This is a genomic window from Marinobacterium sp. MBR-109, from assembly GCF_040547565.1.
GTDB lineage: Bacteria > Pseudomonadota > Gammaproteobacteria > Pseudomonadales > Balneatricaceae > Marinobacterium.
Map to the genome: position 1 here is coordinate 112,941 of NZ_JBEPPZ010000011.1, position 13,280 is coordinate 126,220.

At 56.2% G+C, this 13,280-nt stretch carries 6 protein-coding genes (1 of these 6 only partly in view); all 6 read right to left on the reverse strand.

Going from position 1 to position 13,280, the window contains the following annotated elements:
- Window positions 1-3,401: the start of a VCBS domain-containing protein gene (locus ABIE60_RS13700; RefSeq protein ID WP_354470085.1), read on the reverse strand. It extends 24,253 nt beyond the left edge of the window; 3,401 of the gene's 27,654 nt are visible here — the first part of the coding sequence; it begins with the start codon at window positions 3,399-3,401; its stop codon lies beyond the left edge, outside the window.
- 29 nt (window positions 3,402-3,430) lie between these two features.
- A complete protein-coding gene (locus ABIE60_RS13705) occupies window positions 3,431-6,049 on the reverse strand; it encodes a TolC family outer membrane protein (RefSeq protein WP_354470086.1) in 2,619 nt (872 codons plus the stop codon).
- A 31-nt stretch (window positions 6,050-6,080) separates the two neighbouring features.
- Window positions 6,081-6,584 carry an invasion associated locus B family protein gene (locus tag ABIE60_RS13710; RefSeq protein WP_354470087.1) on the reverse strand — a complete coding sequence of 168 codons (504 nt, stop codon included), beginning with the start codon at window positions 6,582-6,584 and terminating at the stop codon, window positions 6,081-6,083.
- Window positions 6,585-6,699: 115 nt separating this feature from the next.
- On the reverse strand, window positions 6,700-8,811 hold the full coding sequence (locus ABIE60_RS13715) for a site-2 protease family protein (RefSeq protein WP_354470088.1): 2,112 nt from the start codon (window positions 8,809-8,811) through the stop codon (window positions 6,700-6,702).
- Window positions 8,805-10,151, reverse strand: coding sequence for an efflux RND transporter periplasmic adaptor subunit (locus tag ABIE60_RS13720; protein WP_354470089.1), 1,347 nt, complete (start codon window positions 10,149-10,151; stop codon window positions 8,805-8,807). The genes ABIE60_RS13715 and ABIE60_RS13720 overlap by 7 nt, the downstream gene beginning before the upstream one ends.
- Window positions 10,152-10,160: 9 nt before the next feature.
- Window positions 10,161-13,280: VCBS domain-containing protein (locus ABIE60_RS13725; RefSeq protein WP_354470090.1), on the reverse strand; the 3,120-nt coding region annotated here is incomplete at its 5' end.

Here is a 13,280-nt window from a genome sequence, read left to right on the forward strand (position 1 = left end):
GCGCCGGTGAAGTCGGTGGTTGCACTGAGGGTGGCACCGGCCAGCGATGCACCGCTCAGGTTGGCACCCGTCAGCAGTGCGCCACTGAGATCGATACCGGTGAAGTCCAGACCACTGAGATCGGCACCGGAAAGATCGTAACCGGCAAGGCTGGAGCCTTGTGCCAACAGCACAAGCGCTGCGCTCAGATCGTTTGTGGTCAAGTCTGAAGTATCGACATTCTCGGCAAATGCCAGCGCGTCTGCGGCGACACCCAGTGCAGTATCAAATTGGGTACCGTACACGAATGCCTTATCAAGCACCGCGTTGGTAAGGACCGCACCCTGCAGATCACTGCCCTGAAGGTTGGCCGCCGCAAGATTGGCGCCAACAAGAACAGCATTGCTCAAATCCAGCCCGGAAAGGTCAAAACCGGACAGGTCAGCACCGCTCAGATCGACGGATGCCCGTGTAAGCTCAACGATATCGCCAAAGCCGTCTGCGGCCTCAAGTTCAGCGACCGATTTCGACACAATCGCATTCTGAAGACGGGTCGTACTGCTCACCAAAGAGCGCGTAAAGTTGGCCGCCACCAGTGACGCAGCAGCAAGATCAGTGCCGCTCAAATCAGCTGAGGCGAAAACCGCACCTCTCAGATCCAGCCCGGACAAAATGGCATCCACCAGGCTGGCCGATGTGAAGTTGGCGTTGCGGGCCACAGCCTTGCCGTTAGCATCACTGAACACCGCCCCCTCAAGGTTGGCACCGGCAAAATTGGCATCGCTCAAGTCTGCGCCAACAAAGTTGGCGCCACGCAAATCAGCTCCGCTGAAATCGAAACCGCTCAAATCCAGACCGGCAAAATCGGTATATGCCAACATCGCCCCGCTCCAGTCCGCCTGAGCAGGATCGAACGGCATGGCCGCGGCTGACAGCAGATACTGGTTAAGCGCATCAACCAGCCCGCCCACGGTGGCGGCCTCAGTGCCGGCATTGAGTGTGGTAGTGTCAAAATAGGCCTGTGCGGCCTGACGCAGATTGAAGATGCGGTTCAGCGTGTTCGTACTGCCATCATCGACGGAAAACAGGTCGGCCAGAGAGGCTCCCAGGCCCGGCAGCTGGGTGGTAAAGAACGCGTTGTTAAGAACAAAGTCGCCACTATCCCTGAGGCGATCCAGCGCCGTCAGGATATCGTCTGCCAGTGACTGACTCAGCTCGATGTCAAAACTGATATCAGGGATGTTAACCAGCAGGATATCCTGCTGGTAGACAAAGAGTTTATCCGTTTCCAGCACCAGACGCGGCGTGCCCAGTGAAGACAGGTCATAGCTGCCCAGGGTTGCGCTCAGCGGCAACTCCACATTCAGGGAACCGCTGCTCCAGCTGTCGAGAGTCAGCGCCGAACCCACCTCTGCGCGCTGCTGTGAGTCCAGCAGAGACTGGTCAATTGCGAAGCCCGCTTCAGCTTCCAGTGAAAGCTGCCCCTCGGTAACACTTATGGTGGCCGCAGAACCGAACACATCCTCGCTCAGCCCGACACTCACATCCAGGCTGTCGGCACTGGCCGAAACACCCAGCGCAAAAGGCTGCATACGGATAAAACCGCTGCCGGCTGCATCAACCGGATCCAGAGTATCCAGCTCATCCAGTTGAATACCCAGCGTGGCCGCGCCTTTGATCCATGCCTGCAGGTCGATATCAGACAGTGCCGTCAGCTCCAGACCGGCTGCAGCAAGATCAGCACTCAGGCTTTCATCCAGTTCAGGAGTGGCCGTCAGGGTCTTGAGCGCATCAAATGAAAGATCGAGTCTCAACTCGTCCCAATCATGAACACCCGCCTCAACCGTAAACAAGTCACCGGAGACAAGGCCATTCAGCTCCAGTGCAACTGCATCTGCCAATGCACCAAGGTCTGTAATGCCCGACAGGGTATCGTTGCTGATGGTCAACAAGTCATTCAGAAAGGCCGTTGCAGCGCCATCTGCAGTGCTCAGCGGGTCCGCACTGAACCCCTTGGCCAGTACATCACTTACTGACAGGCCCAGCAGCGGCAGCTCAGCCGAAAGTACCGAATCATTGAGCAATTCCTGAACCAGATTGCTCCAGCCATTGAGGCTCTGGGCCAGCTCGGCAACCATGCTGTTGCCCAATGAGATATGCCCGGTCAGAGCCTCTATGCCAGACAGGTCATAGCTGCCCTGATTACTGACACTGGTGCTGCGATCTACATTTCGGGCAATGGTGACCGGGGCAACCGCATTGAGAAATACAGCCTTGTCCGCACCATCCGAATCCGTTACGGCCTGCAGGCTGGAGCCATCTTCAAGGCGATACTCGTCATTGCCCTGACCACCGATAAGGCTGTATGTACCGGCGGTTGCATCAAAGGTAAAACCATCCGTCTCAGCGCCATCTGCATAACGCACCGTGACACTGTCGCCGTTGACCGTGAACACCAGGTCACGGGTAACCGCAGAGAAGTCCAGCGTATCGTGACCGCCAGAACCGGTGGCGGTATCGCTGCCCCAGTCATCGCTGAAAACGAAACGGTCATCCGCCGCTGTGCCAGTGAAACTCTGGTCGGTGGCATCTGAGGTGAAGTCGGCCAGCACACCCTGCCAACCTCCGCCATCAAGCAGCATGGAAACATCAATAATGCCGCTCTGGATTTCCAGGTCCCAGTCGCCCCCCAGCGCATCGGCACCGGTAATATCTTCAGAAGCCGCCACATCGGCCCCGGTCATGTCGGCCAGTGCCTGAACCAGCGCCTCACCTTCAGCATTACCGGCTACGGAGCAGCCATACACGAGAATATCGCCCTGCTCCGACAGGGCCCCGCCCCAGGCAGACAACGCATCCTGATAACGTTCCAGGGACGACTGATCAAGCACCGTGCTGCCAAGGTTAATCTGACCCTCAGAGCCATGCGAGACCAGATGGATCGCATCCAGCCCTTCATGGCGTGTCAGCCACTGGGCAATCTGCTCTACGCCGTCACTCTGGCTATCGAGGTAGACCACTTCATATTGGCCGGCTTCAACCGAAGAGTGAGCCAGTGCCTGCTGAATCAGGACTTCGCTGTCCTCAACCCGAGTATCGACAAAGATGACCTGATCAACCGAGGCGTCAGACGCTACCTCACCTGCAGGGCTTTGAACGGCTGTTGCACTCTGCAGCGCTTTTTCCGCTTCCAGGCTCAGATCGATCAGCGACTCATGGGCCACCTGCTCCGGTGCTGGCGGCACGACCATCAGGTCACCCGAGAGCAGGTAGCGTGGCTCCATCGGCTCAATTACGCTGGTGGGTGTCCGTTGTGTCACCACAACCTGCGCATCCAAAGACTTGCGAATCATGCCCTGCCACTGCCTCAGTGCCAGTGTACGCAAATGTTCTTTCCTGAAGCCCTTGAATGCGCTACCCATAATATTCTCCGTGCGAGATTTTCAGTCGCTTATCTCGGTTCCAGCATCATATCCAGATCGGACACATCATTGCGGGCCAACGTGCCCACCGCCTGCTTGAGTGCAAGGCGATTTTTCAGGTATTCATAGCGAGACTGCATGAAATCACGTCGTGCCGCGTAGTAGCTCTGATAGGCATCCAATACCGACACCGAAGTCTCGATTCCGGATTCAAAGCCCTTCAAGCGCGTTGCCAGACGTATCTCCTGTGCCAGCACTCCTTCTCGAAGAGCTGCCAACATGCTGGTGCTTGACACCAGGCTGGAATAGGACGATCGAACGATCCGCTCAGTCTTGCGATACTCACGTTCCATTTCCTGCTGGGTCTTGTCGAGCCGGGCCGCGGCTTCACGCACCAGGGAAGAAGTGCGACCACCACTGAAAATGGGCACATTCAGACGCAAGCCAAACTCATAGTCGCTTACATCCTGACGTTGCTCAGAAAACAACGTACTTTCAGACACCTGCTGACCGGCAGACACGAAAAAGTCGACCGTCGGCAAATGTTCGGAGCCGCGCCGGCTAACCTCTTTTTGTGCAATGGCAATCGACAAACGCTGAGCCTGCAACGCCAGATTCTGATCCAGTGCCGCGCCCACCCAACGGTCGACCCGTTCCGGGAAAGGCGGCGCTGCGCGGAAATCGGCATTGAATCCGTGCAGGCTTGCCACCTCCTGCCCCACGATTTCCTTCACGCCCAGGCGTGCATCGTCATACTTGAACTCGGCCTTCATCAGGCGGGCCCGGGTCAGGGCCTCGAGGCTGCGCGACTCGTTGTAATCGGCACGACTTAATAGCCCACTGTTGAATCTGAGTTGCGCCTGCTCAAGCTGCGCCACCACCGCATTATGCTCAGCCTGCGCCAAATCACGCTCATCACGCGCCGCCAGCACGTCCAAATAGGCCGTAGACAGACGCATGATCAGATCCTGTTCGGCCGCCAACAAGGCCAGCTTCGCCTGCTCAACCGCCACCTCTGCCTGATCGATGGCAATCAGATTGGCACGTCGATATACCGGCTGAGTCAAATTCAAAGACAGGTTATACCCGGGGACATCATAATTTCCGGTTGGAATTGAACCCGATGCGTGAACCGTCTGATATTTACTTGAGTACTGATAGCTGAAGCTGACTTGCGGCAAATAGTCCGCCTTTGCCTGCGGCAACACTTCACTACGGGCACGAAACTCAGCTTTGGCTGCCTGGTAGGTCGGGTCTTGCACCAGTGCATCATCAACGAGATCCAGCAACCTGAACCGCTCACCCTCAGGGATAGGATCCGCTGTTGCATAATGAGCATCATCCAGCGTCACCGACCCTATGCTCAGCACTGGCTGGCGCGTGAAATCAAAAGCGCTCACATGACGAAGAGTATCCATCTCAAAGCCGGCAATCCCTCTCAGATCGTCCGGGAAACCGTTTTGTGGCTGAATCGCCGCTTGCGGCATCGCTACCGTCAAAGCCCCTGAGTACCGATCCAGGAAAGGCGTGACACTGCGTGCAAGCCCTGCTGCATAGGAGGGCTCCAGCGTCAGTTCCAGACGAGCAGACCCCAGCCCGGTCGAGCCATAGCGCACGCGTTCGATGAAGCGGTTATCTGCACTGAACTTGCCAACCTGGTCGGCAATTGCTGCAGCAGGCACTCCCGGAAAGTCGACAATCAGGCGTCCAGGTGACGTCAAATAGTAACCTTGCGCCTGAACTTCATTTGAGCCTTCGAGTTCAAGCCCAAAACCCGACCTGAGATCGGCCATGGCGATGGCGAGTGGGGCCGAGTGATTTTCCTGTACCTGCGAGTCCGGCACCAGCAGCAGGTGAATAAAACTGGCTTCCTGTTCCGGGTCAGAACCTATCTGTGCATCCAGCAAATCAACCGGCAGGCTTGGCGTGAATATGAGAACTGATCCACCTCCTGAGCGAGCGGTAATTTCGGGTGTACCGAGAAAGTCCGGCATGGCGGGCAGCTCCACCTCACCCGATGGAACACCCGGCAGCTCAACGATCAGCTGCTGTCCCTGCTCGGCCAGCGAAACCTCAACCACCATTTCAGAATGCCCACTAAAGGACAGGTCAAACAGATTGCCTCTTTTTTCAACCTTGATCTGGTCCAGCAATCGAATCGAGCTGTCGACCGGCCTTTCACGCAGCAACAACTCCCAGCTCAAATTGCTGTCACCATTCAGGGTGACCGTCTCATCCACAAGGTTTACCGGGCGCATGAACTCAACAACCAGGTGATTGCGCTCCCCAACAGTCTGGACAGATGCCTTGTGAAAAATGGAAGGTTGATTCTGCAGCTTCTGTGCCTTCTGTCGCCATTGCTCCAGGTCAGCCGAGCCAGACAGCGTCATAAACAACCGCTGCCCATTTGCCTGCAAATGGGTTGAAAGTAGCTCACCGGGCCGGGCCGTGATCAGCAAACGGTGCTCGCCAGTCACAACAGCCTTCTCGGCCTCGCCCTGAACCGTTTCAGCTGCCGGGGTCACCTGCTGCGCAGCCATAAGCTCTCGTTCGGTTGCCAATCCCAGCACAAACGCCCCGCCCACCATCAGTGCCAGTGGCTTTAACTTTGACCTTTTGTGGCAGCCTGTTGTCATTCTTGTTCTCACAAAGACCCCTTAGTGAACCGGCCTGGTCCGGTTATCGCACGTTTGAACTTGCTTTCGTAAAGCCTTTCAAGGAAAGCTCAACCACCAATGTCTGCTCCGAACCAAAGGGACGAAACCCCGCTTTAAAGGTATTTCCTGCCTTCATACCCGAGAGCAGATTGTCATCCAGCGGCAGAAGCACAACGCAGCCATCCTGTACACAGGTTGAAAACCCGAACTGCTGCTCTTCAGACTCGTCGACTCGTGTTGCTATGCCCGGCCTTAAATCAACACCCAGCGGAAAGACCAGCTGCAGAACCAGTTGATCCTGCAATTTTGTCACCGATGCCGAGAGTACTCGAGAGCGCTTCTCGCCCTCACCAACAAACAGCTGCTGAACGGCCTGACAACGCGTTTCTTGGCATTCAACACGCCAGTCGCCAAAGGTTTCCGCCTGCACGGACAGCGGGATAGAGAGGACCGATGCCAGAAGCAAGGCGCCATACACCCTCTCTTTCAAGACTGAAAAAAAACGCTTTAAAAACAATAAATTCATAACTTTTCCACAGCACAAAATCAAAGTCGGATTTTCCAACAGATGTTTATACCATGAAAAAGTTGCCTAAAGCTGACATTTCCTGACATGCATTGGATAGAGCAACAAACCTTGATCAGAAACCTGATTCACGGATGAACAAGGCCGCTATACGCCTCATCTGATGTAAAAAGGCACTTCGTGAGTTACCCTCTACGATCAACACCCCTGGCTGCTGAACAGCTCTGACTGCATCATCAGATGAAGCAGCCTCCAAAGTGGCCAGGAGACGATAATGCGCCGCCTCAGGAATCAATCGCTCATCCTGATACCGAACAGCAATAGGCCCGCCCGCTTCCGAGCCCAACTCAGGATAGGGCAGCACTGGTACCGCGCTGATATCGATACGTGACAGATTGGCTTTCAGCCCCGGTTGTTCACCACTCTGTGCAATGAACAAACCTGCCTGGCCCGGCGCCAGCAGGTTCAGATCACGTTCATGCACAAGGCCCTCAATGACCTGTTTCGATGGCTCGACCAAACTCAATAACGGCTGGTCCTGACCGATCCACTGGCCCGGCGAGAGCTGTTCACGTGCTGCGACCACACCGTCAAAAGGTGCACGCACACTCAACGCTGCCTGACGCTGCTGAAGCCGTACAATCTGCTGCCTGAGTTGCTGAAGGCGCTCACGGTTTACCGCCTGTTCGGCTTTATCATCAACTGAAGCCGATTGTCGCGACAGCTTCAGCTCTATCAAGCGCACCTGCTCCTGCGTTTGACCCAGTTGCTGCTCCAGTTCCGGGGAGCGCAGCTCAAGCAACACTTCTCCCTCCCCCGCTCGATCACCGGCCCGGACATTCACACGCACCACCTGTGAAGACTCCTGTGCAAACAACTGCTGGCTATGCGCCTTGAGTACAGCCGGTACTTTTACATCAACCGAGAGCGGTAACAGCGCCCAAAACAGCAGAGCTACCGGTATTGACCAGGCAGCCAGCCGAAGCGGCGTCCAGCGAAAATCGGCGTGGCGTTCGCGCCAGATTTTGAGTTCTTTAAAAACAGGCATAACAATGAACCAGAGTATTTCAACAATGAACAGCACAATGCCCAGCACTTTGAAAAAAAAGTGATATACCAGCAGGGCAATCCCCAGAAACAGGAAAAAGCGGTAGAGCCAGGTTGTCCACGCATAGACGGTCAACAGCCTTGCACGTGGCCTTGGCATTGGCTCGGGCAAAGGATCGTCCAGCCCCCAAAGCCAGCGACGCAAACGCCAGCGCCCCAAGGCAAAGGCTCTCTGCTGCAGGTTTTCAACACCCAACAGATCCGAGAACGCATAGTAGCCATCAAAACGAAGAAAAGGGCTGATATTGACCAGAAGTGAAGTGACCCAACTGGTCGTGGCCACAAAAAAGGCCGCACTGCGCAGCGCACCATCCGGCAGAATCCCCCAGAGGAAGGTGGCCACCAGCGCCAGGTAAAGCTCAGTGCGCACGCCAGCGGTCACGATCCGCAAGCGATCACGCCGAGAACGCAACTTCCAGGCATCCGTTGTATCGGTGTAGAGCACGGGAAACATCACCAGAAACGCAATTCCCATGGAAGCCACTCGGCAACCCAGTCGATGCGACACCAGTGCATGCCCCATTTCATGAGCACTTTTGACAAGAACCAGCGTCAGGCCATATAGAACAATGCCTTCCAGACTGAAAAAATAGAGGAAGGTTGCGCTGAACTCATCCCACTGACGCAGTACAAGCAAGCCCCCCAGCAAACCAATCAGCAAAACCAGTCTGTGAGCGGTGGCGGTAAACAGCCATGATACCCGGGGGGCAAGGCGCGCCAGCCAGCGATCCGGTCGTAACAACGGGATGCGGATGAAAAGGTAGTTATGCATAAGCCAGCGCAAGAACCCCTGCCGCCCCTCTCGCTGGCGCTGGGCAAAATAGCCACTGGCTCCTTCAGAACGTGCCATCACCAGATGATTGGCAATCAGAAAGTCAATGAATGCACGTATTTCATCCGACTCATGGCTCAGGCCATGCTGCGTCAGGTAGTTGACCATTTCATCAAGGGTTCTACCGGGCTGCCAGTGACGAATCAGGGCCAGTGCGTCCATCGAAAGCGTAAAGTAGCGGTTACGGGCACGATCATGCAGCAGCCAACGTGGTGCACCGTCTTCATCGTGCGAGCCCGGCAAAAGTTTGAGGTCTTGCCGCAGCGCGGGTAAGCGAACCTCTACCATCCCAACCACTGTCGTACTGAGGTGATTGGGCGACGAAACAGATAAAAGAACAGGCTTACTTTGTCTCCGTAGACCTTGGCCGTTCCCCTCAGACCGATGCGGGGCAGCACTGCAGCGGCTTCCACCTCATCCAGCTGAGCAACCAGTCGATACGCATACTGCTGATCAGGTGTCATCTGAGGCTCGTAGCTGGCCTGGCTGAGCCGAGCTGACCAGGCATGCAGCGGGTCGCTGTCCAGAAACACGCGAACTTCGGCCCCCAGGGTGAGTGCGATTGAGTCCTTCACCGGCAGCATCACCTTGAACTCAACCTGTTGCGGGTCAGCCACCAGCAGGATTCTCTCCCCTACCCGTACCGGCCGGCCCTTCCAGTCTTCAGGGTTATCGAGTACAGCAACACCCGCTCGATCCGCTTTAATGGTCGAACGCTCAAGGCGTTCTCGGGCATACTGCCATTCCGCTTCCTTCAACCTGACCTGCGCTTCAAGCTCAGCCAGACGCGCTTTCTGCCTTGGATCCATGAAGCCACTTTGCTGAACAGTCTTCAATTCAGCCTGCGCTACCGACAGGGCCTGACGAGCGACAGCGGCTTCACCGGTCAGTTCGGCATCTTCCATTTGCGCCAACAGCCCACCGGGGGCAATCAGTTGGTTGGGGGATACCAACACCGATTTAACCACCCCATCCAGTGGCGCGGCCACCACATAAGGATCTTTTGCAACCACCTCAACCGGTGCCAGCGTACTCAATCGCACCGGCCACGCCAAAGCCAGCATACATACCAGTGCCACTGTGAACAGCACTTTTCGTCGGCGCAACCCCATCCCAATACCCTTAAAGGGTTTGAGCCTTCGCAGGGCGAACAGGGCATGGCCCCCACTCCCGGCCACATGCTGAGCAATACCCCTTTCCGTTTCGGTCCAGTCCTGATCACGAAACAGAATCAGTGCCCCCGCCGGCTCGCCGTCACGCGCTTCTACCAGCAACGGCTGCCAAAGCAAATACCCCGGAAGCTCAAGCGCTCGCCACTCGTCGGCCAAATCTGTCGGTAAGTCAGCCGGTCTCAGCAGACTGGACTCTGTCGCCTTTCCTGACGCCAGAATATGCTTGCACAGCCTTTCGGCCCAGCTGATATAAGGCGAGGTATAATCCACCGTAGGCAGATCCGATGCAGCCACTATTTCTGGATGCTGCAACGCCTCCCCCACCACCAGCAATGACTGAGTATAGGGTACACAGCGGTGAGTCTGATTCACCAGTGTATAAAACAACTGCGCAAGGTCTGATGCCTTGCGCAGTTGTTGCTCCAGCCCTAAAAGGGCTGCAACAGCTTCACTCACGATCGCTCCTTATGCGGACTGCAGCAGGGACATCAGCCGGTCTCCATATTGATCACGGGCTACCAGCTCGGCTTCCAGCTGGTCCGACAGCGGCGTAAAGCCAACCGGCTCCTGCTCTGTCTCGCCTTCAACCGCTTCCGCTTCAGCTGAACGCTTCAGCAGTTCATCCAGATCCAGTTTCAGCTCCAACACCCGCATTTGGCCATCAGCACCGACCGCCTGAATACGGAGAGAGACTTCCTTTTGACCGGCGGGTGGGTTGGTCAACGTCACCGAGCCTGTCGCCGGGTCAAGACTAATCCAGCTTGGCAAGCTTTCACCACTCGAAAGACTGCCTGTATACAACTGAGAATTCGCAGCAGGACTGGTATCCTGAATATTAATCGTCAGCTCATTGTCTGCAGTCTGACTAATACTCACAACGGCAAGCGAAACAGTGCTGAACGCTTCCTGCTGAACATCACTGAAAACCACCTCACCATCGTCAGTCACCGATACATCAACAGATGCACGGACACTGGTACTGCCATCCGGGTTTTGAGTCTGAACGACCAATGCACCTGGCTCAGACAGGATAACCTGCTCAGTTGAGCCACCTGTCTGATCGCCATTATCACCCAGCTCACCTGCTGGTTCATTTGTATTTGACTCAAACTCACTGCCTTGATCAGCCGTATCCAGTCCGGTATCGGTACTGGGAGCCATATAACCGCTGCCCGCTGTGGAGTCAGTTGTTGAACCTGTGTCGTTAACCAGACCATCCGGCATATCCGAAAGGGATGTTTCAATCGACTGCGTATCGGTTTCAGGTGCTGAAGGCGGTGTGGTATCGCCGGGGCTGACTGGGGCTTCATTCTGAACCACAGCCGTAACAATCATCTCATAGCTGCGCTCTACACTGGCTCCTTCGGTATCGGTCGCTGTCACTGTAACCAGGAAGTTACCCGACTCGGTCGGCTTACCACTGACAACACCCGTTTCAGCATCATAGACAAGACCAGATGGCAGACCTGCGATGGTAAAATCAAGATCCTCGCGGCTTAGCGTGCTGTCCTTGTCACTGAACAAGCTGGCAATCTCGACATTGTAGACAGCGCCCTGCTGAACGATGGTTTCATCATCGGTCATTTCGCGCGCGGTCACCTCGGGCGCATCGTTGGTGCCTACCAACGTTACGGTGACAACCGTTTCATCGGTTGCGCCCTGACCGTCCTCCACTGTCACTGTGTAACTGAAAGTGATCTGATCACCCTCATTCAGGAAGTCCAGATCAAGACCCGATACATCGTAATTCCAGACAATCTGACCGGAATGCGGCTGACTGTTGGCCCCGGTGCTGAACCCGGCGACAAGATCAGCGGCCAACCCTGCCGGCAGATCAGCAACGATGCTGGTGTCGGCACGTGTCCATACGATATCGTCATTGGACACAAAGCGAATATCGATGGTGTCGGTCAAGTCAACATCGCTGAAATGAACCTGCCCACTTTGGCTCAAATCCTGTGCTGCTGCATCAGCCTGCTCGGTAAAGTCATTCGGCGCGTCCACAGTGACCACGGGATCATCGTTGGTGCCGGTCAGCGTCACGGTCACATCCTGCGTATCTGTTCCGCCCTGACCATCATCCACGGTAATGGTGAATACGGCTGTAACCTCTTCACCCTCCGCCAGAAACTCCAGATCAGCGGCATCGATGTCGTACGCCCAGTTGATCGTGCCGTTGTTGTCATTGCCCGCATCAGCCGAAATGCTGAACGCGTTTTCAAGGGCGGTACGCTGGTCACCCGTCAGCGTCAGGTCGGTCGTGCCATCCGCACGCTTCGCTGTCACGGTCTTTGTCGCTTCCGTAGCGGTCGGGCGATCTGTCAGATCCACATCGGTGAAGGTGACCGATCCACTGTCGGCCAGAGTAGAGCCATCGGTAATGTCGCCCTGCACATCCACGACCTGGATCTCAGGTTGGTCGTTGCTGCCGGTCAGCGTCACGGTCACATCCTGCGTATCCGTTCCGCCCTGACCATCATCCACGGTAATGGTGAATACGGCTGTAACCTCTTCACCCTCCGCCAGAAACTCCAGATCACCCGCATCGATGTCGTACGCCCAGTTGATCGTGCCGTTGTTGTCATTGCCCGCATCAGCCGAAATGCTGAACGCGTTTTCGAGGGCGGTACGCTGGTCACCCGTCAGCGTCAGGTCGGTCGTGCCATCCGCACGCTTCGCTGTCACGGTCTTTGTCGCTTCCGTAGCGGTCGGGCGATCTGTCAGATCCACATCGGTGAAGGTGACCGAACCACTGTCGGCCAGAGTAGAGCCATCGGTAATGTCGCCCTGCACATCCACGACCTGGATCTCAGGTTGGTCGTTGTTGCCGGTCAGCGTCACGGTCACATCCTGCGTATCCGTTCCGCCCTGACCATCATCCACGGTAATGGTGAATACGGCTGTAACCTCTTCACCCTCCGCCAGAAACTCCAGATCAGCGGCATCGATGTCGTACGCCCAGTTGATCGTGCCGTTGTTGTCATTGCCCGCATTAGCCGAAATGCTGAACGCGTTTTCGAGGACGGTACGCTGGTCACCCGTCAGCGTCAGGTCGGTCGTGCCATCCGCACGCTTCGCTGCCACGGTCTTTGTCGCTTCCGTAGCGGTCGGGCGATCTGTCAGATCCACATCGGTGAAGGTGACCGATCCACTGTCGGCCAGAGTAGAGCCATCGGTAACGTCGCCCTGCACATCCACGACCTGGATCTCAGGTTGGTCGTTGCTGCCGGTCAGTGTGACAGTCACATCCTGAGTTGCCCTGCCACCCTGCCCGTCATCAACGGTAATGGTGAAGACCGCCGTCACCACCTCACCTTCCGCCAGAAACTCCAGATCACCCGCATCAATGGTGTAATCCCAGTTAATCGTGCCGTTGTTGTCATTGCTCGCATCAGCCGAAATGCTGAACGCGTTTTCGAGGGCGGTACGCTGGTCATCAGTCAATGTCAGATCGGTCGTGCCATCCGCAAGCTTCGCTGTCACGGTCTTGGTCGCTTCCGTAGCGGTCGGGCGATCTGTCAGATCCACATCGGTGAAGGTGACCGATCCACTGTCGGCCAGAGTAGAGCCATCGGTAACGTCGCC

Excerpts from the sequence above, each read along its gene's own strand:
- ABIE60_RS13710 (WP_354470087.1), bottom strand. The coding sequence starts at position 6,584 with ATGAATTTATTGTTTTTAAAGCGTTTTTTTTCAGTCTTGAAAGAGAGG.
- ABIE60_RS13715 (WP_354470088.1), bottom strand. The coding sequence starts at position 8,811 with ATGGTAGAGGTTCGCTTACCCGCGCTGCGGCAAGACCTCAAACTTTTG.